18 protein-coding genes are annotated in these 22,187 nt (G+C 73.0%); 5 read left to right on the plus strand and 13 right to left on the minus strand.

What is annotated here, in order from left to right:
- Positions 1-197: 197 nt before the first annotated feature.
- Complete coding sequence (gene pheA / locus BLU02_RS07770; protein WP_060923520.1) at positions 198-1,181, minus strand: prephenate dehydratase; 984 nt, start codon at positions 1,179-1,181, stop codon at positions 198-200.
- A 45-nt stretch (positions 1,182-1,226) separates the two neighbouring features.
- Here pheA and pgm point away from each other — a divergent pair, with 45 nt between their 5' ends.
- Positions 1,227-2,870, plus strand: a complete 1,644-nt coding sequence (gene pgm / locus BLU02_RS07775) for a phosphoglucomutase (alpha-D-glucose-1,6-bisphosphate-dependent) (RefSeq protein ID WP_060923519.1) — start codon at positions 1,227-1,229, stop codon at positions 2,868-2,870.
- A 449-nt stretch (positions 2,871-3,319) separates the two neighbouring features.
- Here the strand turns inward: pgm and BLU02_RS07780 are convergent, their stop codons facing one another.
- The 11 genes from BLU02_RS07780 to BLU02_RS07830 all read right to left on the minus strand — a co-directional run bounded on the left by BLU02_RS07780 (position 3,320) and on the right by BLU02_RS07830 (position 15,621).
- The gene (locus tag BLU02_RS07780) at positions 3,320-4,138 is read right to left on the minus strand and encodes an ABC transporter ATP-binding protein (RefSeq protein WP_060922883.1); all 819 of its coding nucleotides are present in this window, start codon (positions 4,136-4,138) and stop codon (positions 3,320-3,322) included.
- A gap of 11 nt (positions 4,139-4,149) precedes the next feature.
- On the minus strand, positions 4,150-5,184 hold the full coding sequence (locus BLU02_RS07785) for an ABC transporter substrate-binding protein (RefSeq protein WP_025105462.1): 1,035 nt from the start codon (positions 5,182-5,184) through the stop codon (positions 4,150-4,152).
- Between the two features lie 30 nt (positions 5,185-5,214).
- Positions 5,215-6,066 (minus strand): ABC transporter permease, encoded by an 852-nt coding sequence (locus BLU02_RS07790; protein WP_025105461.1) that lies wholly within the window; start codon positions 6,064-6,066, stop codon positions 5,215-5,217.
- Positions 6,067-6,207: 141 nt separating this feature from the next.
- Positions 6,208-7,311 carry a glycerate kinase gene (locus BLU02_RS07795; RefSeq protein WP_060922881.1) on the minus strand — a complete coding sequence of 368 codons (1,104 nt, stop codon included), beginning with the start codon at positions 7,309-7,311 and terminating at the stop codon, positions 6,208-6,210.
- Positions 7,308-8,375 carry a LacI family DNA-binding transcriptional regulator gene (locus BLU02_RS07800; RefSeq protein ID WP_082750118.1) on the minus strand — a complete coding sequence of 356 codons (1,068 nt, stop codon included), beginning with the start codon at positions 8,373-8,375 and terminating at the stop codon, positions 7,308-7,310. Before BLU02_RS07800 ends, BLU02_RS07795 begins: the two co-directional genes overlap by 4 nt.
- Positions 8,376-8,418: 43 nt before the next feature.
- On the minus strand, positions 8,419-9,183 hold the full coding sequence (locus BLU02_RS07805; protein ID WP_060922879.1) for a sugar phosphate isomerase/epimerase family protein: 765 nt from the start codon (positions 9,181-9,183) through the stop codon (positions 8,419-8,421).
- Positions 9,184-9,285: 102 nt separating this feature from the next.
- Positions 9,286-10,203 (minus strand): sugar phosphate isomerase/epimerase family protein, encoded by a 918-nt coding sequence (locus BLU02_RS07810; RefSeq protein ID WP_082750117.1) that lies wholly within the window; start codon positions 10,201-10,203, stop codon positions 9,286-9,288.
- On the minus strand, positions 10,200-11,420 hold the full coding sequence (locus BLU02_RS07815; protein WP_060922878.1) for a DUF993 family protein: 1,221 nt from the start codon (positions 11,418-11,420) through the stop codon (positions 10,200-10,202). Before BLU02_RS07815 ends, BLU02_RS07810 begins: the two co-directional genes overlap by 4 nt.
- Positions 11,417-12,586, minus strand: coding sequence for a Gfo/Idh/MocA family protein (locus BLU02_RS07820; protein ID WP_060922877.1), 1,170 nt, complete (start codon positions 12,584-12,586; stop codon positions 11,417-11,419). Before BLU02_RS07820 ends, BLU02_RS07815 begins: the two co-directional genes overlap by 4 nt.
- A gap of 102 nt (positions 12,587-12,688) precedes the next feature.
- The gene (locus BLU02_RS07825) at positions 12,689-13,789 is read right to left on the minus strand and encodes a substrate-binding domain-containing protein (protein ID WP_060922876.1); all 1,101 of its coding nucleotides are present in this window, start codon (positions 13,787-13,789) and stop codon (positions 12,689-12,691) included.
- Positions 13,786-15,621, minus strand: a complete 1,836-nt coding sequence (locus BLU02_RS07830) for a heparinase II/III family protein (RefSeq protein WP_060922875.1) — start codon at positions 15,619-15,621, stop codon at positions 13,786-13,788. The genes BLU02_RS07825 and BLU02_RS07830 overlap by 4 nt, the downstream gene beginning before the upstream one ends.
- A 136-nt stretch (positions 15,622-15,757) precedes the next feature.
- On the opposite strand from BLU02_RS07830, the gene BLU02_RS07835 reads away from it, so the two are divergent.
- Both BLU02_RS07835 and BLU02_RS07840 read left to right on the plus strand, forming a co-directional pair.
- A complete protein-coding gene (locus BLU02_RS07835; RefSeq protein WP_060922874.1) occupies positions 15,758-16,771 on the plus strand; it encodes a hydroxyacid dehydrogenase in 1,014 nt (337 codons plus the stop codon).
- Entirely contained in the window at positions 16,768-18,723 is a 1,956-nt protein-coding gene (locus BLU02_RS07840; RefSeq protein WP_083370926.1) for a DUF2264 domain-containing protein, read from the plus strand. The genes BLU02_RS07835 and BLU02_RS07840 overlap by 4 nt, the downstream gene beginning before the upstream one ends.
- A 6-nt stretch (positions 18,724-18,729) precedes the next feature.
- Here BLU02_RS07840 and BLU02_RS07845 read toward each other — a convergent pair whose 3' ends face one another.
- Positions 18,730-19,719, minus strand: coding sequence for a LacI family DNA-binding transcriptional regulator (locus BLU02_RS07845; RefSeq protein WP_231919659.1), 990 nt, complete (start codon positions 19,717-19,719; stop codon positions 18,730-18,732).
- A gap of 81 nt (positions 19,720-19,800) precedes the next feature.
- On the opposite strand from BLU02_RS07845, the gene galT reads away from it, so the two are divergent.
- Positions 19,801-20,988 carry a galactose-1-phosphate uridylyltransferase gene (gene galT / locus BLU02_RS07850; RefSeq protein WP_060923384.1) on the plus strand — a complete coding sequence of 396 codons (1,188 nt, stop codon included), beginning with the start codon at positions 19,801-19,803 and terminating at the stop codon, positions 20,986-20,988.
- Entirely contained in the window at positions 20,985-22,169 is a 1,185-nt protein-coding gene (gene galK, locus BLU02_RS07855; protein WP_060923383.1) for a galactokinase, read from the plus strand. Before galT ends, galK begins: the two co-directional genes overlap by 4 nt.
- Positions 22,170-22,187: the final 18 nt, after the last annotated feature.

Genomic DNA, 22,187 nt, shown 5'->3' on the forward strand with positions numbered 1-22,187 from the left:
CCGGTACGAGATGCACTTCTGATCCCGCGAGACTGCTGCGGTCGGAGATCGCGGCGGCGGGGCGCGCGTGCGGCGAACGCGCGTTATCGATCCCGCTACCCGGGGCCACCGCATGCCGGATGAGAATGGTGCGCGGGCCGGTACGGGAACGTGCGTTATCGATCCCGCTACCCGGGAGGCACGCGCGTGCGGGCGGGTCAGGACTCGGGTTCGCCGGAGAGGATGCCGCGGAGCCAGTCGCGGGCCTCGATGAAGACCTCGTCGGAGTAGCGGTCGGGATACTGCACGATCTGCCGGTCGGCGCGCGGGTACGACCCGAGGAACACCACGCGGGGGCTGAAGCGGCGGATCCCGAGCAGGGCGTCGGCCATCCGCTCGTGCTCGATGTGACCGTCCGCGTCGATCACGAACCGGTACCGGCCGAGTTCGTCGCCGATGGGCCGGGACTCGATGAGAGAGAGGTTGATGCCGCGCGTCGAGAACTGCTCCAGCATCTCGAGGAGCGAACCAGGGTGGTCGTGCGGGAGCTCGACGATCAGCGAGGTCTTGTCGGCACCGGTCGGCGCAGGCGAACGCGTGGTGCGGGTGACGAGGACGAACCGGGTCACGGCCGCCGCGTTGTCGCCGATGCCCTCGGCGAGCACGTCAACGTCGTAGTGCTGCACGATGCCGGGAGCGGCGATCGCGGCCTGTGCGGGCGAGGTGCCGTCGAGGACGCCGATGGCCGACGCCACGTTGCTCGCCGCCGGCACATGTGAGTGGGTCGGGAGGTGTTCGCCGAGCCAGCCGTGGCACTGCGCGTAGGCGACGGGGTGCGCGGCGATGACCTCGACCTGGTCGAGAGTGGTGCCGCGCGGCGCGACGAGGACGAAGTTCACCCGCACCAGGTACTCGCCGATGATCCGGAGCCCCGGCAGCGTCGCCAGTGCGTCCTGGGTGGTGGAGACCCCGCCCTCGATGGAGTTCTCGATCGCGATCATGGCTGCGTCGCTGCGTCCTTCGAGGACGTCCGCGAGCGCCTCGCCCACGTTGTGCACCGGTCGCCAGTCCTGCCCCCTGGCTTCGGCCACCTGGTCGAGCGCCGCCTCCGTGAAGGTTCCGGCCGGTCCGAGGTAGCTGTAGGTGCGGCGTGCAGTCACGGCGTTCAGCCTATCCCTCGGTGACTCATCGCGATCCCGCATGTCAAGGCGGATGCGAGCATCCGCCTCACGAGGCAGACTGAGAGCATGAGCAGCCGTGCCGGCCTCCCCGCGGAGGAAAGTGACCTGATCGACGTCGACGAGCTGATCGCCGCCTACTACGACCGCGTGCCGAATCCGGATGTCGCGAGCGAGCGGGTCTTGTTCGGCACCAGCGGGCACCGCGGCTCGTCGCTCACGAAGAGCTTCAACGAGAACCACATCCTCGCCACGACGCAGGCCATCGTCGACTACCGCGCAGCGCAGGGCATCACCGGTCCGCTCTTCCTCGGGCGCGACACTCACGCGCTGTCCCTCCCGGCGGAGCGCAGCGCCATCGAGGTCCTGCTCGCGAACGGGGTGGACGTACGCGTCGACGCCCGGGACTCCTGGGTACCGACCCCCGCGCTGAGCCACGCGATCCTCACCTATAACCGCGACCGCGCCGCCGACGACCCAGGTCGCGCAGACGGCGTCGTCGTGACCCCCTCGCACAACCCGCCTCGCGACGGCGGCTTCAAGTACAACCCGCCCCACGGCGGTCCCGCCGACACCGATGCGACCGGCTGGATCGCCGACCGCGCCAACCAGCTCATCGCCGACGGCCTGACCGAGGTGCGCCGCGAGCGCTTCGCCGACGTGGACTGGGACGCGATCACCGGATACGACTTCCGCGACGCCTATGTGCGCGACCTCCCGTCGATCATCGACATCGAGGCGATCCGCCGCGCCGGCGTGCGTATCGGCGCGGACCCGCTGGGTGGCGCCTCGGTGGAGTACTGGTCGCTGATCGCCGAGATGCACGACCTCGATCTCACGGTCGTCAACCCCGAGGTCGACCCCACCTGGCGCTTCATGACCCTGGACTGGGACGAGAAGATCCGGATGGACCCGTCGTCCCCGTCGGCCATGGCATCGCTCGTGGCGAAGAAGGGCGACTACGACATCCTCACCGGGAACGACGCTGACGCGGACCGGCACGGAATCGTCACCCCCGACGCCGGGCTCATGAACCCGAACCACTTCCTCGCCGTCGCCATCGACTACCTCTTCTCGCACCGGGAGCACTGGCCGCGTGAGGCCGCGGTCGGCAAGACGCTGGTGTCGTCGATGATCATCGACCGCGTGGCCGAGTCGCTCGGGCGGCGTCTGCTCGAGGTTCCGGTCGGCTTCAAGTGGTTCGTGCCCGGACTGCTCGACGGCTCCGTGGCGTTCGGTGGCGAGGAGTCGGCGGGGGCCTCGTTCCTCCGACACGACGGCTCCGTGTGGTCCACCGACAAGGATGGCATCCTCCTCTGCCTGCTGGCGGCCGAGATCCTCGCGGTGACCGGCAAGACCCCGTCGCAGCGCTACGCGGAACTGGAGGACGCCTTCGGCGCCTCCGCCTATCAGCGCGTCGACGCCCCCGCGACCCCCGAGCAGAAGGCGACGCTCGGCAAGCTCGCCCCGGAGTCGGTGACCGCGACCACCCTCGCCGGCGAGGACATCATCGCGAAGCTCTCGCACGCCCCCGGCAACGGTGCGGCGATCGGCGGCCTCAAGGTGCAGACTCCGCACGCCTGGTTCGCCGCGCGGCCGTCCGGAACCGAAGACGTCTACAAGCTCTACGCCGAGAGCCTGCGGGGCCCGGAGCATCTCGCCGAGGTGCAGGCCGAGGCCCGCGCCGTCGTATCCGTCGCCCTCGGCGACTGATCCTCCCTCCCTGGGCGCCGCCTCCCGGGCGTGCTGCGGGATCGAAACCGCTCCCCTCGGTCGCCGCCGGGGGGAGTTTTCGATCCCACCCTGCGGCTCGGAACGAACGAGCCCGCGACGGGATCAAAAACGGGCCCACCAGACATCGGGGAGGGACGCTGTTGATCCCGCTAGCCGGGACGTGGGGGATGGAACGCGCGAAGCCCGTGGCGGGATCGAGAACAGGCCGTCGGCGCCGGTCCGTCTGCCGCTGCTCTTGCGGGATCGAAAACGGGCTCGCCGGGGAACTCGGAGGGACCTTTTCGATCCCGCTCCGCTGACTGCCCCTGCCGCGGGATCGAAAACGGGCCCGGGGGACGCTGGGGAGGGGCGGTTTTGATCCTGCACGCGGGCGAGGGACGGACGGGGGCGGGGGCGGGGGACGGACGGGGGCGGGGACGGACGGGGGGTCAGTCGGCGTCGGTGGAGGAGCCGAGGAGCTCTCGGACGCGGCTGGAGACGCGGTGGAACTCCTCCGTCTCCAGAACATCGGCGTAGCCGCGGCGGGCCGGGAGGTCGACGCGGTGCTCTTCCAGGATCCGCCCGGGTCGCGGCCCCATCACGATCACGCGACTGGCGAGGTAGACCGCCTCCGCGACCGAGTGGGTGACGAGCAGCACGGTCGTGCCGGTGGCGCTCCAGATCCGGTTGAGCTCGACGTTCATGCGCTCGCGCGTGAGGGCGTCGAGGGCACCGAACGGCTCGTCCATGAGCAGCACCCGCGGCTCGTGCAGCAGCGCGCGGCACAGCGACACCCGCTGCTGCATACCGCCGGAGAGCTCGTGCGGCAGCGACTTCTCGAAGCCGGTGAGCCCGGTCATCTCGATGAGCTCGTCGGCACGGGCCTGGGCCTTGCGCATGTCCATCCCGCGCATCTCGGCCTGCAGGAGGATGTTGCCGCGGACGCTGCGCCATTCCAGGAGCGCCGCCCGCTGGAACACGTAGCCGATATCCTGCCGCGGACCGCGGACCTCGTCGCCGCGCAGGCGGATGCTGCCGCGGCTCGGAGCGGTGAGTCCCGCCACGGCCTTCAGGAGCGTCGACTTGCCGCATCCCGAGGGCCCGGCGATGGAGAGGAACTCCCCCTCCTCGACGCGCAGGTCGACGCCCTCGAGAGCCGTGACCTGGCGCCGCTTGGAGGCGAAGGTGATCGCGAGATCAGAGACCTCGAGCGCCGGAGCGGTGCTCGTGGCCGCGGGTCCGCGTTCCTGCTGAACGTGAGTGTCCATGACGATCGGTCTCACTTCCCGGGGGTGAAGGCGTCGTCGAAGTACGTCTCCACGTCGCCGTCGCCCGAGATGAGCCCGGCCTCGGACAGGACCTCCAGCGTGGACTCCCAGTCCTCGGTGGCGTTCGCGCCGGGAGCCTGGCCCTCGGTGGCGTCGGTGTGGAGCAGCTCGATGGTCTCCTCCCACTGGTGCAGCAGGACCTCCTGCGACGGCATCTGCGGGTCCTTGCCCTCCATCGCGGCCACCGCCGCCTCGGGGTCCTCCTGCGCGGCCTCGAAGGCCTCGGAGGTCGCCGCGACCAGCGCCTCGACGAGCTCCGGGTCGTTCTCGATGGTGTCGGTGGGCGCGATGAGGCCGTTGCTGAAGAAGTTCAGGCCGGCGTCGGAGTAGCGCAGGTACTCGACGTCCTTGCCGCTCTTGTCGGCGATGGTCGGGCCCTGGTCGTGCGCGAAGCCGATGAGCCCGTCGACCTTCCCGGACAGCATGGCGGCGATCTTGCCCGCGGCGTCGAGGTTCTGCTGGGTCACGTCGCCCTCCTCCAGGCCCACGGCCTCGAGGTACATCGGGAAGGTCGTGGTCGGGGCGTCTCCCGCGGAGACCGCGATGGTCTTGCCCTTGAGGTCTTCCGGGCTGGAGATGCCGGAGTCGGCGAAGACCTGGACGGCCGACGGCGTGGTCTGCAGGAAGACGCCGACGCTCTTGATGCCGACGCCCTTGTCGATGTTCGCGAGGACGGCCGGGGTGTCCGCCCAGCCGAAGTCGACCTGCCCCTGCCCGACGGCCTGCGCGGTCTTCGTCGAGCCCTGGCCGGCCTTGATCGTGAGGTCGATGCCGTGCTCCTCGAAGATGCCCTGGTCGACGCCGTAGTAGAACGCGGCGTGCTCGCCGTACGGGTACCAGTTGAGCATGAGGGTGACCGGCGTGAGCTCGCCGCCGTCACCGTCGCCGGAGCTCGCCGGGGCCGTCGATCCTCCGCAGCCGGAGAGGGCGAGCACCGCGGCGGACGCGAGGGCGATCGAGCTGAGGATGGTGCCTGACTTCTTCATCAGTGCCTTCTTTCGTGGGGGCGAGGGGGGTCAGAGTCGGACGGTGGCCGCGGCGACGTCGCGCTTGGAGGCGTGCCACGGGATGAGGAAGCGCTCGGCGATCTGGATGATGCCGAAGAGGATGACGCCGAGCAGCGACATGATGATGAGCGCGGCGAAGAGCATGGCGGTGTCGAGGTTGCCGTTGGCCTGGAGGATCACGTACCCGAGGCCCTCGTTCGCGCCGACGAACTCGCCGACGACGGCACCGGTGACCGCGAGCGTCGCGGCGACCTTGAGGCCGGAGAGGAGCTCGGGCAGCGCCGCGGGCAGCCGCACCTTGAGGAAGGTCTTGAAGCGGCTCGCTCCCATGGTCGACGCGAGCTGGAGGATCTCCGGGTCGACGGTGCGCAGACCCGCGAGGCCCGAGATGACGACGGGGAAGAACGCCATGAGCACGGCCACGAGGATCTTCGGCTCCGCCCCGAACCCGAGCCACACGACGAACAGCGGGGCGATCGCGATCTTCGGGATGACCTGCGCGAAGAGGATGACGGGATAGAGCGTCTGCTCCAGGCCCCGCGAGTAGACCATGAGCACGGCGACGAGGACGCCGACGACGACCGCGATGACGAATCCGATCACGGTCTCGTAAGTGGTGACCCAGGTGTTCTGCGCGAGGTAGGCGGCGTTGTCGGTGAAGGCGGCCCAGGTGTCGGCCGGCGACGGGATGATGAACGCCGGCACCCACCCGAGGCTCGTGGAGACCCACCAGAGCGCGAGCACCGCGAGCACGAAGACGAGCGGATGCCAGTGGCGGCTCCACCAGCGGACGATGCCCGGAGGCTCGGGACGATCGGCGGCCAGCGCCAGGGTCATGGTCGCGGAGGGGGCAGACGACATGGGGTCCTCGACATCTTCGTGAAGGATTCGGGAAAGCGCATTCCCGTTCGGTGTTGCGAGTCTATGCCGACGCTTCTGCCGTGTCAACGCATGGCCGTGTCCGCACCGTCGTCGCCCCCGCAGGAGGGGCGTCCGGGCCAATCACCGCGTCCGGGCGAGAGCCGCGCCCGCGACCCGCAGCCAGCGTGCGGGATCGGTCAGGGCGGCGGTCGTCGACCCCGCCAGCGCGGTCAACGACACCGCCTCCGCGAAGAGGCTCGTGTCTGCGTCGTCCGCGATCCGACCCGCGGCGAGCAGAGGACGCGCCCCTGCCTCGGCGGCGAGCGCGGCGAGGAACGACGGCACCTTCCCGTCGCCCGACTGGCCGTCGTAGGACCCCTCGCCGGTGATCACGACCTCGGCACCACGGACGGCGCCAGCCAGATCGATGAGCGCGGCCACCTCGGCCGCCCCCGGAGCGAGGACCCCGCCCCAGCGAACGAGAGCGGCGCCCGTCCCCCCGGCGGCCCCCGTGCCCGGCAGCTCCGGGTCGACGGGCAAGAGGGCGGCGAGATGGGCAAGCGCGTCGTCGACGCGCGCGATGTCCTCCGGTGCCGTGAGCCCCTTCTGCGGGCCGAACACCGCTGCCGCGCCGCGCGGGCCGGTGAGCGGATTCGTGACATCGGTCAGCACGCGGACGTCGGGTGCCGCGCGCAGGGCCCCGAGATCCGCCGTGACGATGTCCGCCAGCCCGCGCGCGCCCCGCGCGACCGGATCGCCGACCGCGTCCAGAAAGCGTGCCCCGAGGGCGGTGAGCATGCCCGTGCCCCCGTCGGTGGAGGCGCTGGAGCCGATGCCGAGGATCAGGCGTGAGACGCCGTGATCGAGCGCCGCGGCGATCGCCTGCCCGAAGCCGGTCGTGTCGGCGTCCCAGGGGCGCAGATCGTCGAGGAGCTCGATGCCCGAGGTCGAGGCGATGTCGACGACGCCGGTGCCGCCGGGGGCGTCGGTCGTGCTCGGCAGGAGCAGCCACGACGTCTCGACGGGAGCGCCCGCCGGACCGTCGACCGTGATGGGCATCCGTCGCGCGTCGGGCACCGCCGTGGCGAAGGCGGCGACGGTCCCCTCCCCGCCGTCGGCCATCGGACGGAGCACGATGTCCGCAGCCGGCCCGACCTCCCGCCAGCCGTCGGCGAGTGCCGCGGCAGCGTCCGCCGCCGTGATCGTGCCCTTGAAACTGTCCGGCGCGATGACGACCCGGGTCATGCCCGCAGCCCCGGGGTGCTCGCACGCACGACCACCTCGAGCGGGAGCGTCGGCTGCTGCCAGTCCTCGTCGACGATCGCGCGGAAGGCCTGGTAGCCGGCGTCGCTCAGCGGCACGCAGACCGTGGTGAGGGCCGGGGTGACGTCGCGACTCGAGGGCACGTCGTCGAAGCCGCAGACCGCGATGTCGGCGCCGACCTCCCGGCCCGCTGCACGGATGGCCGCCATCGCGCCGATCGCCACGACGTCGCTGATGCCGAACACCACGGTGCCCTCGGGGACACCGGCGGCGAGGGCTTCGGTCATCGCCGTTGCCCCGGACTCCCGACGGAAGTCTCCGCGGACGGTCTGCGCGACCTCTCCGCCGCCCTCCGCGAATCCGGCGCGGAATCCCGCCAGCCGGTCGTCCGAGGTGCGCACGCCCTCCGCCGCCCCGACGAGCACGGCGGAGCGATACCCGAGCTCCGCCATACGACGACCGAGAGCCGCGGCCCCGGCCCGGTTGTCGATCTCCACCCGGCGATCGCCGTCGCCGTCCGCACCGAAGGCGACCACACGGCCCCCGAGCCGGGTGAACTCGGCGAGCTCGCGAGCGGTCTCGGCCTGCCCCTCCTCCTGCGTCCGCGAGGCGGCGAGGATGAGGCCCTGCGGACGCTGGCCGCGCAGGGCGCGGACGATCCGGGCCTCCCGCGCCGGGTCGCGCTCGGTGATGGCCACCGTCACGACGAGCCCCTGCTCGTCGGCACCCCGGGCGACGCCCGAGGCGATGAGGCCGAAGTAGGGGTCGGCGATGTCGGCGACGAGGAGCGCGATCACCGGCGAGCGTCCGCGGGCGGTCGCCTGCGCGGAGACGTTGGCCGTGTAGCCGAGGGCCTCGGCGGCGGCCTCCACCCGTTCCCGGAACGCCGCCGCGACCTTGCGTTCGGAGCCGTTGAGCACGCGGGACGCGGTCGCCAGCGACACACCGGCCTCGAGTGCGACGTCATGCAACGTGGGCGCCGGCCCCCGGGCGTGACGGGGGCGACGCGCGGCCGGCGGCTCTGCCGGTGTGGCGGACGGGGTCATGCTCCGAGCCTACCGACGGGAACGGAACCGCTTCGAGGGGCGCTCACGGCTGCCGCCCGAGAAACCCGAGGAGGGCGGCGGCTTCCCCGGCGAGGAGCTCCGGGGCGTCGTCGGGCACGAACTCCAGCAGGGCGTCGCGCGGCGGGTGCGCGGAGGCGGCGGCGTCCGCGAAGAACCGGGTCCACAGTGCGGACCGCGAGCGGAGCGGATGGCGCTCGGTGCGCGGCCACCAGGAGAAGACATGAGCGGCGGAGACATGGGGGCCGAGCCGGCGGAACTCCTCGAGCACCACGGGGACGGGGGCGCCGACCGTGGGCTGCCAGTACGTCGACAGCATCGGATGATCGACCTCGTGCAGCAGCTCGAGGGTGGCCGGGGCGGTGTCGGCGAGCGTGCCGCCGTGGAACTCCAGGGCGAGCCCGATGCCCCGGGCACCCGCTTCGACCGCCGCCGCGCGGAGGCGCGTCACGACGCGGGCACGCTCGGGCGCGGACACCTCCGCGGAGCCGTGCTCACCGGCCCACACCCGCACGCGGTCAGCACCCAGGGCCGTGGCGCTGTCGAGGACCGCGGTGAGCGACTCCTCCGGACCGGCGCGGAAGTACGACCCGTACGACGCGACGGCGAGTCCGGCATCCGTGGTCATCCGCGCGACCTCCGCCGCGCGGTCGACCTCTCCCGGCGGCACATGCACGTCTCCGCCCCACTCGATCACGTCGAGACCCGCGGCGGCCGCGAGCGCGACGATCCTCTCCGGCGGCAGGGCACGGAACGTCACCGAGCACAGTCCCGCACGGATCCCCGTCATCCCGTCATCCTCTCAGTCCTCCCGATCCCCCCGACTCCTTCCGGCCCGTTCCCTCCGCCGTCGTCGTGCATCCGGAACCACGGAGGACCGGGGAGTCCGGACTCACAGGTGGGGGGCGACCGCCGTCGCGAAGGCCTCGGCCGTGCGGCGGACCACACGGGCCGGGTCATCGGCCCAGACGTCGGCATGGAAGATCTCCACCTCGATGTCGCGGTCGTAACCGGTGTCCTGCACGGCCCGGGTGAGGGTTGCGAAGTCGATCACACCGTCCCCCGGATAGTGCCGGGAGAGGAGGGGATCTGCGGCGAGGGGGGTCTTCCAGTCGCACACCTGATACGTGGCGATGCGGCTCTCGCGTCCGGCCCTGGCGATCTGGTCGAGCACTTGCGGGTCCCACCAGATGTGGAACGTGTCGACGGCAGCGCCGACCACGGCAGGGTCGAAGTCCGCGGCGATGTCGAGCGCCTGGCCGAGGGTCGAGACCACCGCACGGTCCGAGGCGTACATCGGATGCAGCGGCTCGATCGCGAGGGTGACCCCGGCGGCTCGAGCGTCGTCCGCGAGGGCGCCGATGGCGTCGCGGACGCGCTCCCGCGCCCCGATGAGGTCGCGCGACCCCTCGGGCAGACCACCCGCGACGAGGACCAGCACCGCGGTCGAACCCTCCGCACCGGCCGCCGCGAGGGTGGCCGTCTCCTCGATCGCCCGCCGGTTGTCGTCGAGCGCGGCTTCGCGCTCCGGACCTGCCGGAAGCGTGAAGAAGCCCCCTCGGCAGTGCGTCGTGAAGCGCAGCCCGGAGTCGGTCAGCATGCGGGCGGCGACATCGAGGCCCACCTCCTGCACGGGCTCCCGCCACAGACCGATGGCCTCGACCCCCGCCGCCGCCGTGACGCGCAGGGCCGTCGCGAGGTCCGCGTGCTTCACGGTGGCCTGGTTGATCGAGAGCCGCGGGTGCGGCACGGTCCCGACGGCGGCCGCCCGGGACTCGCGCTCCGCCGCCAGGCTCCGGGTGGCGGTCATGCGTCCACTCCGTTCAGCCGGAGCAGGCCGTGCCAGCGCTCCCGCGCGAGCTCCGGCCGCTCCAGGGCGAGCGCCCCGTTCGCCAGCTCGACGATGCGGCTGAGGTGCGGCAGGCTCCGCGCGGAGTGCAGCCCCCCGACCATCTGGAACGCCGGCTGATGACCGTTGAGCCAGGACAGGAAGGCGACCCCGGTCTTGTAGTAGAAGGTCGGCGCCGCGAACACCTGCCGGCTCAGCTCCTCGGTCGGCCCGAGGAGGGCGAGGTACCGCTCGGGGTCGTCCGCGTCGAGCGCCTGGATCGCGGCGGAGGCCACCGGGGCGAGAGCGGCGAACGCGCCGAGCAGTGCGTCCGAGTGGCCGCGCGACGCGGGCCCCTCGGGCGCGGGGGCGCCGGTCAGGCTGTCCCCGCCGATGAGGCCCACGTAGTGGAAGTCGTCGCCGGTGAACATGCGCACGCCCTCCGGTAGCCGCTCGCGCACCCAGACCTCGGACTCCGCGTCGAGCAGACTCATCTTCACCCCGGCGACCGCGGCGCGGTTCTCGCCGATGATGTCGAGCAGCACCCCGGCGGCCTCCTGCCACGCGGGACCACCGCTCCCCCCGGAGGACGAGGGCGCGAAGTACCCCGCCAGTTCCGGATCGAACGCGGTACCGAGCCAGTGCAGCACGACGGGGACCGATGCGCGGGAGAGCACCTCCCGGTACACGCGGCGGTAGTCGTCCGCGCTCTCCGCGACCCTGGCCAGGTGCCGCGAGGCCATGAGCACCGGCCCCGCCCCCTGCTCCTCGGCGAAGTGCAGCTGCTCGAGGTAGGCGGCGATCACCTGATCGAGCGGGATGCGCGCCTCGTCGACGTGGTCGGTGTTGACCCCGACCACGACCGTGCCGCCCTCCTCGCGGGCGACCTCCGCACTGCGGGCGATGAGTTCGCGCACCGCCGTCGCATCCAGACCCATGTTGCGCTGCGCGGTGTCCATCGCGTCGGCCACGCCGAGTCCCCACGAGTACACGTTGCGGCGGAACGCGAGCGTCGCGTCCCAGTCGATGTCGGCCGGCTGCCCCGGGGTGTTGTCCGCGTACGCCTTCGGGACGACGTGCGCGGCGGCATAGGCCACCCGACTGCGGAGCGGACCCTCCGGCCGCGTGACGGCGTCGGCCTCCCGGAGCTCCGTGTCGGCGGTGCGGCCGTCGGCGGCGAGCAGGCGGAGCGTGGTCATGCCCGGTCCAGGGTCAGCGGCTCGAGCACGATCTTGCGTCCCTCGGCACTGGACGCGAGTCCGGCCTCGGCGAACTGGACCCCGCGCGCGCCGGCGAGCAGATCGAACGGGTAGTCGGTGCCGAGGACGAACGAGGTGAGGTACTCCTCCCACTGCTGCCGGAAGCCGTTCTGGAACACGTCGTTCGTCGGCACCTGCTGCCAGTCGGCGTCGTAGTCGTGGCTGTCCTCCAGGTCGGGGTTCCACACGGGCTTCGGCGTGGCGTTGCGCGGCTGGATCTTGGCACCGAACAACCCCACGACGGCGGAGCCGTGCGTGCCGTCGACCTGGAACTCCACGAGCTCGTCACGGTTCACCCGCACGGTCCACGAGGAGTTGATCTCGGCGATCGCCCCGCCATCGAGTTCGAAGATGCCGTAGGCGGCATCCTCGGCCGTGGCCGTGTAGTGCTCGCCCTTCTCGTCCCAGCGGTCGGCGATGTGCACGGCGGCCTGCGCGTAGACGCTCTTGACCTCGCCGAAGAGGTTCTCCAGCACGTAGTTCCAGTGCGGGAACATGTCGGTGATGATGCCGCCGCCGTCCTCCGTGCGGTAGTTCCAGCTCGGACGCTGCGCGGGCTGCCAGTCGCCCTCGAACACCCAGTAGCCGAACTCGCCGCGGACGGAGAGGATGCGGCCGAAGAAGCCGGAGTCGATGAGGCGCTTGAGCTTCTGCAGCCCCGGGAGGTAGAGCTTGTCGTGGACGACGCCGGTCTTCACACCGGCGTCACGCGCCAGCCGCGCGAGCTCCAGGGCCTCGTCCAGCGACTCGGCGGTGGGCTTCTCGGTGTAGATCACCTTGCCGGCGGCGATGGCCTTGCGGATCGCGGACGCCCGGGCCTTCGTGACGAGGAAGTCGGCGTAGATCTCCCATCGCGGGTCGGCGAGGGCGGCGTCGAGGTCGGTCGTCCAGTCCTCGATGCCGTGCTTCGCGGCCAGCTCGGCGAGCTTGGCCTCGCTGCGTCCGACGAGGATCGGCCGCACGGTCACGCGCGTGCCGTCCGGGAGCTCGATCCCGCCCTCGTCGCGGATCGCGAGGATCGACCGCACGAGGTGCTGCCGGTATCCCATGCGCCCGGAGACGCCGTTCATGATGATCCCGATCTCGCGGGTGGGGGCCTGTGCCATCTCGGTCCGTTCCTCTCGGTGGAAGCTGTCGGCGCTGACAGGGGAATCTTGGTAAGCGCTTTCCGAGATCATGGCATGAGACGCACGACCTCGCAACCGTCCCTAGCGCGGAGGGGCCGTGCTGGCGCGCACGTGCAGCGCCGGAGCCACCTCCACGCGCTCCGCGGGCCGCGCCGCCCCCTCGCGCAGGCGCTCGCGGATGAGCTCGACCGCACGGCGCCCGACGTGCTGCTTCGGCGGCCGCAGCGCGGTGAGCGGTGGGGACCCGTGCTCGGCGACCTCATCGTCGTAGGCGATGAGCGAGAGGTCGTCGGGCAGCCGCCAGCCCGCGTCCTGCAGATGCTGCTGAAGCAGGAGCGCCTGCGGGTCGGAGTGCACGAGCAGCGCCGTCGCCCCCGTCTCACGGATCTCGGCGAGCACCGCCGAGACCACCTCCGCCTGCACCGCCCCCTCCATCCGGTCCAGCGCCGCATCGCGGTCCACCGTCACCGTGAGCCCGAGCTCGGCGACGGCCCGCGACCAGCCCTGCCGCAGCCCGGCGGAGGTCGGCGACTGCGGCGAGGTGAGGATCCCGACCCGCCGGTGTCCGAGCGCGGCGAGGTGCCCGGCGGCGAGCGCGCCTCCGAACGCGTGGTCGGTCGCCACGGTCTGCATCCGGGTGAGGGCGAGAGCCGGCGGGGTCCGGCGCTCCACGAGCACGACCGGCACCGGGAGCGTGTCCAGCCAGGAGAGCAGCGCATGGCCATCGGCGCCCTGCGTCTCGGGGGCCACGATGAGCCCGTGCACGGTTCCGGATTCCAGGAGCGCCGCGATCTGGCGGCGTTGGTCCTGAGCGGCGTAGCTGGCCCCGCGGAGCACGAGCTGCACCCCCGCCTCCATCCCAGCGCTCCGGGCGCCGACGACCACCTGCGGCCAGTAGTAGCTCAGCGACGGCACCACCATCCCGATGCGGAACTGCGGCCCGGGGAGGGCGGCCCGCGCGACGGTCGTGTCCAGCGCGCTCCGCAGCACCGCACCCCCGTGCACCCTGGTCAGCAGCCCGCGGTCCGCCAGCATCGTGATGTCGCGGCGGATGGTGAGCTCCGCCACCCCGAAGTCGCGGGCGAGATCGGCCACGCGCACCGCCCCCGTGCGGCGCAGCTCGTCCAGGATCCGTTCCCGGCGGGAGAGGCCGAAACGCGGGGTCGGGCGCTCCTCGGTCATGCCGCCCTCCCCTGCAGCTCCCAGCGCTCCGGACGGTCGAGCGGTGCGAAGAGGACGCGCGAGACCACCGGCCCCCACGAACGCTCCAGGAGCGCATCGTCCACGGCCCTGCTCTCGACGACGACGTCCGCCGGATCGTGGGCGATGCGCAGACCCCGCTTCCCCTCCGGACCTGGGAGGAGGACGCCGTCACCGTGCACCTCGGGCGTCCCCGCGCACACGAGCACGAGGCGGGTCGCCGGGTCGGCGAGCGCCGGACTCTCGTCGCGCACGGTCACCGCACCACCGCGCAGCAGCACCGTCCGCAGCCACGGGTCGCCGCCCGGGAACGCCGCACCGAGGTCGAGGGTCCAGCCGTCGCTCCGCGCCTGCACCGCGGCCCGCCAGGCGCCGCCCGGCTGTTGCTCGCGCCCGCGGACCAGCGGCGTGGAGTGCCAGCCGCTGGTGACGTGCCACAGGCGGTAGCGGGCATCCGAGAAGGTCGCCGCGGTGTACGTCGCCCGACCGACGTCGATCACGACCGGGACGCCGTCGACCGCGATCGCGATCGCGCCGAGGTCGTTGTGGTTGTGGTTCTCGTCGTTGCGACCGCCCTTGACGACGACCGCGAGCCCCCGTGGATCCCCACTCCGCTCACGGCGCAGACCCACGCCGAGGGAGGCGAACTCGACGCGCCCGGGCAGGGGCGCAGGCCCCGGATGCGCCGCCTGCCAGTCGGCGTCGAACAGCTCGGCCAGCGTCCGGCCGAGACCGGCGACGACATCGGCCTCGTCTCCGACGACGCGCCCCGGACGGCGGTGCCGCGCGGCGAACGCGGCCGTCGCCTCCAGACCGCACAGGACGGCGGCCCGGTGGAGCACGGACCACGGGAGGGCCTCCCCCGTGCGCGCCTCCGCATCCGAGAAGCTCGCCACCCACCCCTCCCCGAGCTGCACGCGCTCCGGGAAGAGGGCGAGCTCCCGCAGCCCGGCGAGGCGTCCGTCCCGGATCGCAGCGGCCACTGCTCCGTCGGTGAGCGCGTCGAGGAGGCCGAGCGCATCGAACGCCCGCCCCGCTCCCTGCCACCAGTAGGCGAAGCCCTCGTCGATGCCGCCGTCGGCGGGAAGCTGGGCGAGATAGCGATCGAGGCCGTCGATGCTGAGGGCGAGCACCCGCGCACGCAGCGGTTCGTCCGCGAAGGCGAGCGCCGCCGGCAGCAGGTTGCCGTGGATCCACGGCGCCCAGTTGTGCACGCGTTCCTCCGACCCCTCCCACGCCCACTCGCGGCGGTCGACGAACGGGCGCAGCACCCGGCGGACCGTCTCGTCCCGTACCCGTGCGACCAGACCGGGCGCGTGCGCGTCGAGAGCCTCGCCGAGCACCAGCACGGCCCACCCCGCCAGCGCCGCTGCCTCCCCCGCGCCGAGGTCGAGGACGGGGCGCTCGATGTCGGGGGCGCGCCGACCGCGGGCGAACGCGTCGTCGTGAGCGGGCCAGCACCAGGTCGACTGCTCGACCAGGAGCCACAGTCCGTCCGCCACCTCGTCCAACCGCTCGGCCGCCGGGTCGATGGCAGCGGCCAGGACGGCGCGACGGAGCCGGAGGTCGCGACGGAACACCGCCCCCTCCCAGCCGGCTCGGTCACCGGTGCGGGCGTAGGCGGCCCACTGCGAGAGGAGCGGTTGCGCCCAGGCGGTGCCGCGCTCGCCGTCCGCCGCCGCCAGGATGGTCGCGCGGAGTTCGGGTGCCACGGACGTCCATGTCTCGCGGTCGGTGCTCGGCGGCACGACGGGCCGATCGACGGCGCCGTGTTCTCGCCACAGATCGCTCAGGGTGCCGCGGGGGATCAGCATCCGATTCTCGCCTTCATTGTTCGAGTCTGTTCGATCAGCAGGGTTTCGGTTCGATCACGTTGCCTGCACTCGAACGCACAGTCTTCACTGGAACCGCGCGCTTCGGCAAGCGCATACCCGAGACCCGCGGAGACCCATGACCCCTCGACCAGTCGTCCTCGCCGCTCTCTCGAGGGAGGCGTGGGACCTCGTGTTCGACGATGCGCGGCGCGCCCGCCTGCAGACCCTCGCCGCGCCCGGCGATCCGGTGCACGCCCCCGCTCTCGACGCCCCGACGCTGGACGATCGCCTCGCCGCCGTGGAGGTCCTGGTGACGGGGTGGGGCGCTCCGGTCCTGGACGCACCTCTGCTCGATCGGCTCCCCCGGCTGCGCGCGGTGTTCCACGCGGCGGGAAGCGTGCGCGGCCTCGTGTCCGAGGCGTTCTGGGAGCGCGACATCCTGCTCACCTCGGCCGCCGAGGCCAACGCGGCCCCGGTCGCGGAGTACACGCTCGCGATGATCCTGCTCGCCGGCAAGCGCGCCCTCCTCCCGCTCCGTGCGGACGACGCGCAGCACGACCTGCGCGTCGGGCCTCGCGTCGGGGGCCGTATCGGCAACCTCGACCGCACGGTCGGCATCGTCGGGTTCTCCCGCATCGGCCGCCGCGTCGTCGACCTGCTGCGACCCTTCCCCGGCCTTGAGGTGCTCGTCGCCGACCCGTACGCGGATCCCGAGGAGGTGGCCGCGGCCGGTGCCCGGCTCGTCCCGCTCGACGCCCTGCTCCCCGCCGTCGATCTGCTCTCCCTGCACGCACCCGCCCTGCCCGCGACGCGGGGGATGATCGGCCGCGCGCAGCTCGCGGCCCTGCGCGACGGCGCTACGGTGCTCAACACCGCGCGGGGCGCCCTCCTCGATCACGAGGCGCTTCTCGCGGAGTGCGCCGCCGGTCGCCTCGACGCGATCCTCGACGTCACGGACCCGGAGCCGCTTCCGCCCGACCACCCGCTGCTGCACCTGCCGAACGTCGCGGTCACCCCGCACCTCGCCGGCTCCCTCGGCACCGAGGCGCACCGGCTGGCCGACGCCGCCCTCGACGAGCTGGAGGCGTGGGTGACCGGCCTTCCGCCGCGGCACCCCGTGCACCGCGCCGACCTCGCGCACAGCGCATGACCCTCCTCGCGCTGCCTCCGGACGACCGCGCGCTCTCCCCGTACACGGGATGGACGCGCGCGCACCTGATGACGGTGGCCGATGCGATCCTCGACGGGGCCGCCCGACATGCGAGCCCGGCGGGTGCGGGCATCCGCTACCCCGGCGCCCCCGGTGGCTTCGGCTCCGCGGTCGATGCGCTCGAGGGATTCAGCCGCACGTTCCTGTTGGCCGCGTTCCGCATCGCCGGCGACCCGCTCGGCACGGAGTCGCTGGCCGACCGGTACGCCCGGGGCCTCGCTGCGGGTGCCGACCCCGACGGTGCCGAACGGTGGCCGCGCCCTGATGAGGTCGACCAGGCGAAGGTCGAGGCGGCGGCGCTCGCGGTGGGCCTGCACCTCACGCGCGACACGGTGTGGGCGCGCCTCGACGACACGGCGCGGACCCACACCGTGGACTACCTCGCGACATTCGTCGGCGGCAGCTACCCGCCGAACAACTGGGCGTGGTTCCGGGTGCTCGTCGAGCAGTTCCTGGAGAGCGTCGGCGGGCCGACTTCCGCTGCGGACCGCGCCGCCGACCTCGCACTCCTCGACGGCTTCGAACGCGCGGGCGGCTGGAGCGCGGACGGTGCCGCCCGGTCGTTCGACCACTACGCCGGCTGGGCGCTGTCCTTCTATCCGCTGCTCTGGGCGGACATGGTCGGCGGGGAGCCGCGGCACACGGGCCGGGTCGCCCGGTACCGCCGCCGGCTCGACGCGTTCCTCGACGACGCGCTGCACCTCGTCGGCGCCGACGGCGGACCGCTCCTTCAGGGGCGCAGCCTCACCTACCGCTTCGCCACGGCGGCCGCGGCCGGGGTGGCCGCGTTCAGCGGCACGTCCCGGCACCACCCCGGCCTGCTGCGCCGCGCGGTGAGCGGGCAGGTGCGGCACTTCGCCGACCGGGGCGCGCCGGACGCGACCGGAGTTCTCCCTCTCGGCTGGCACGGACCCTGGCGCCCGCTCGCCCAGGACTACTCCGGCCCCGGCTCCCCGTACTGGGCGGCGAAGGGCCTTCTGCCCCTCGCGCTTCCCGCCGCGCATCCGTTCTGGACCGCCGTCGAGCAGCCCCTGCCGATCGATCGGGGTCCGTTCGCCCGTGTCCTCCTCGCCCCGGGATGGCTGGCGACGGGCACCGCGGACGGCATCGTGCGGGTGGTCAACCACGGCACCGACCACCGCACGCCCGGCGCCTTCAAGCCGGATGCGCCGCTGTACGCGAAGCTCGGCTACTCCACCGCGACCGCCCCGGTACTCGCGGGGCCCGGTGTGCGAGACGGGTTGGACGGCACGGTCGCCGTGGTGCGCGGGGGCCGAGCGAGCCACCGCTCGGGCTTCCTGACGGGAATGCTGAGGGAGACGGACGGCACGGCGTTCGGCGGTTCCTCCGGCCCCGTGCACTGGCACGACGGCGTCCGCTCGGAGTTCGACGTCGGCGGAGGCGGCGCGGCCGCCGAGACGACGATCGGCCCCGTGGTCGATGTGGTGTCGGTGGTACGCGGACCGTGGGAGGTGCGGCTCGTGCGGGTCCGGTCGGGCGCGAGGACGGAGGGGGCGATCCACGACGGCGACGTCCTCCGCATCGGCGGGTGGGCGCTATCCGCCCCCATCGTCGTCGAGACCGGCCCCGCGGCCGTCGCCGCCCTCACTCCCGGCGGGGAGACGCAGAGCCGGGTGGTCGGCCTCCACGGCCTCGACGACGCGACCGCAGGCGTCCGGCGGGAGCGGGACGTGACGCCGCTCGGCCCGGAGACCGCCACCCCGTGGCTCTCCGCGGCGGTGCGGCCCGACGCCTGGATCGCGGCGGGCGTGCTGCTCGGGAGTTCGCCCGGGGCTCCCCGGCTCGATCTGCGGCAGGACGATGTGACGGTGTCGTGGCCGGACGGCGCCGCGACGACCCTTCACCCCGAGGAGTTCCTGCCCCGCGGTTGAGCGTCGTCAGCGGCGTGCCGTGCTCGCCCGCTCCACGAGCCGGGTCGGCACCACCACGGGTACTGCGGGATCCGTTGCCGTCCCGTCGCCCTCCACAGCCGCGATGAGGGCGGTGACCGCCCGCTGCGCGAGCGCCGGGAAGTCCTGCCGGACGGTCGTGAGCGGCGGGAGGAAGTTCGCCGCCTCCGGGATGTCGTCGAAGCCCACCACGCTGACGTCGCCGGGCACCGCGCGCCCGGACTCCGCCACCGCCCGCAGCAGCCCGAGCGCCATCTGGTCGTTGGCGCAGAACACCGCGGTCGCCCCAGCCAGGGCCGCAGCCGCGGCGAAGCCCGACTCCGCGCTCCAGTCCCCGCGCACGACCTGCGGTGGCAGGACGCCGGCATCCGCCAGGGCCTCGCGCCAGCCCCGCTCGCGCTCGGCGGCGGCGAAAGAGCCCGCCGGTCCCGCGAGGTGGTGGACGGTCTCGTGCCCGAGATCGAGGAGGTGGCGGGTGGCGGCTTGCGCTCCCGCGGCATGATCGCTGTGCACCACGGCCGCTCCGGCGCCGGCGGGGGCATCCACGACGACGAGGTGCAGCTCCGGCGGCAGGGTCGCGGCGGGGACGAGCGCGGACGCCTCGTTCAGCACGACAGCCCCGTCCACGCCCTGATCGGCGAGCCGGGCGAACGCGGCCTCCACGCCGTCCGCGGCCGTGACGACCGTGAGCGCGTAGCCACGCTCCGCCGCCGCCTCGGCCGTGGACTGCAACATGCGCGAGTTGCCGACCGTGGCGAGGGTGGTCACGACGAGGCCGATGGTGTGGCTGCGGCCGGTGCGCAGGGCCCGCGCGGCCCGGTGCGGCCGGTATCCCAGTTCTGACATCGCGGCCTCGACCCGCGCCCGGGTGTCCGGGTCGACGCGCGGGCTGCCGTTGACGACGCGGGACACGGTCTGCCCGGAGACGCCAGCGCGCGCTGCCACGGTCGCCATGGAGACGCGAGCGGCGGTCGCCATCGGGCGCTTCTCGACCACGGATCCTCCGTTCACAACTCAGTGATGTTGACGTTAGCATGGCGCCCCACCTAGCATGTTGACGTGAACACGCCCGAATCTCCTGAGATCCGCACCGAGCTTCTCGGCGTCGGCGTCGTCAAACGCGCGACGACCCTCGCCGACGGCCGTGACCTCATCTACTACGACGATCCGGACACCACTCTGGGTGCCGAGCGATCGGTCGACGCCCGCACCCTGGCACCTCGACCGGACACCGCGACCATGCGGCTCGACGTGCTCACGGGCGACTGGATCACCGTCGCCGCCAACCGCCAGAACCGCGTCATGATGCCGGGAGCCGACGCCGACCCGCTCGCGCCGCAGACGCCGGGGAATCCTTCCGAGGTGCCGTCCCGGTACGACGTGGCCGTGTTCGAGAACCGCTCCCCCGCGTTCGGCCCCGCCCTTGCCGAGCCGGTCGGCACCGCCCCCGGGGCGACGAACCCCCCGCGCGGCCTCGACGACCTCGCGGCCCTCGGACTCGGGCGCACCCGTACCGCCGTCGGCCGCTGCGAAGTCGTGTGCTTCAGCCCCGAGCACTCCGGCTCCTTCGGGACGCAGACCGAGACCCGCGCCCGCACCGTGATCGAGGCCTGGGCCGACCGCACCGCCGCCCTGTCCGCCCTCCCCGGCATCCAGCAGGTCTTCCCGTTCGAGAACCGGGGCGAGGCGATCGGCGTCACGCTCCCCCACCCGCACGGCCAGATCTACGCGTACCCCTACGTGACCCCACGCACCGCCCGGGTGCTGGACGCGGTCGACCGCACCGCGCCCGACCTCTTCGCCCGCATCCTCGCCGAGGAGCAGGCGTCCGAGCGGGTGGTGTTCCGCGGCGAGCACTGGACGGCGTTCGTGCCCTTCGCGGCGCGGTGGCCGCTCGAGGTGCACCTCATGCCGCATCGGCACGTGCCGGACCTCGCCGAGACCACGGCGGAGGAGCGCGACGAACTCGCCCCGCTCTACCTCCGCCTCCTCCGCGGTGTCGACGCGCTCTACGACAGCCCGACGCCGTACATCGCGGCCTGGCACCAGGCTCCGGTCCACGTCGGCCGCGACACCGTGCGCCTGCATCTGCAGCTCACGAGCCCGCGCCGCGCCGCCGACAAGCTCAAGTTCCTCGCGGGTTCCGAGGCCGCGATGTGGGCGTGGGCCGCCGAGGTCGCGCCCGAGCAGGGCGCCGCCCGACTTCGCGAAGCGATCGCCCGCACCGATCAGGAAGCCTCCGCATGACCTCCGCACACGACGCCGCCGCCGAGCTCTTCGCCACCCTCGCCGGGCGCACCCCGGACGGCGTCTGGTCGGCACCGGGACGCGTGAACCTCATCGGCGAGCACACCGACTACAACGACGGCTTCGTGCTCCCGTTCGCCATCCCGCAGCGGACGGTCGCCGCGGTCGGTCGTCGCGCCGACGGTCGGCTCCGCGTCGCCTCGACCTTCGCGGACGAGCCAGTGGAAGTGGACCTCGACGAGCTGGACCGCCTCTTCCCCACCCCGCCCGGGACGGAGCCCGCGGTGCCGGAGTGGGCCGCCTACCCGCTGGGCGTCGCCTGGGCGCTCCGTGCAGTGGCCGGCATGACCGCGGTCTCCGGCCTGGACATCGCGATCGCCTCCGACGTCCCGGTCGGCGCCGGGCTCTCGTCGTCCGCCGCGATCGAGGGCGCGACGGCCGCGGCACTGAACGAGCTCTGGGACACCGGTCTCGACGCCGTGACCCTCGCCCGCGTCGGGCGGACGGCCGAGAACGAGGCCGTCGGCGCGCCCACCGGCATCATGGACCAGATGGCCTCGATGCTCGGGGAGCCCGACGCCGCGATCTTCCTCGACTGCCGCTCCCTCGCCGCCGAGGTCGTGCCGCTGGGCATGGCAGACGCCGGCCTCGCGGTGCTCGTGATGGACACCCGCGTCACGCACGCGCACTCCACCGGCGGCTACCGGGAACGCCGCGCCGCATGCGAACGCGGAGCCGCGATCCTCGGCGTGCCCGCGCTGCGCGACGTCGCCGTGGCCGACCTCGCCCGCGCCGAGAGTTTGATGGACGACGTGACCTTCCGCCGCGTGCGCCACATCGTCACGGAGAACCAGCGCGTGCAGGACACCGTGGCGACGCTGCGCACCGCGGGCGCACGCGGCATCGGCGACCTCCTCGTCGCGTCCCACGCGTCGATGCGCGACGACTTCGAGATCTCCACGCCCGAGCTCGACGCCGCCGTGGAGACCGCCCTCACGTCGGGCGCGGTGGGTGCACGCATGACCGGCGGCGGCTTCGGCGGTGCCGCGATCGCCCTCGTCGACCGCGACGCCGTGCCCCACCTCGCCGATGCGGTGCGGGGGCGGTTCGCCGCGGAGGGCTTCGTCGCCCCGCACCTGTTCGAGGTCAGCCCGTCCGCAGGTCCGCGCCGCGACGCCTGACACAATGAAGGGTCGAGC

Origin of the sequence: Microbacterium paraoxydans (assembly GCF_900105335.1) — a bacterium.
GTDB lineage: Bacteria > Actinomycetota > Actinomycetes > Actinomycetales > Microbacteriaceae > Microbacterium > Microbacterium paraoxydans.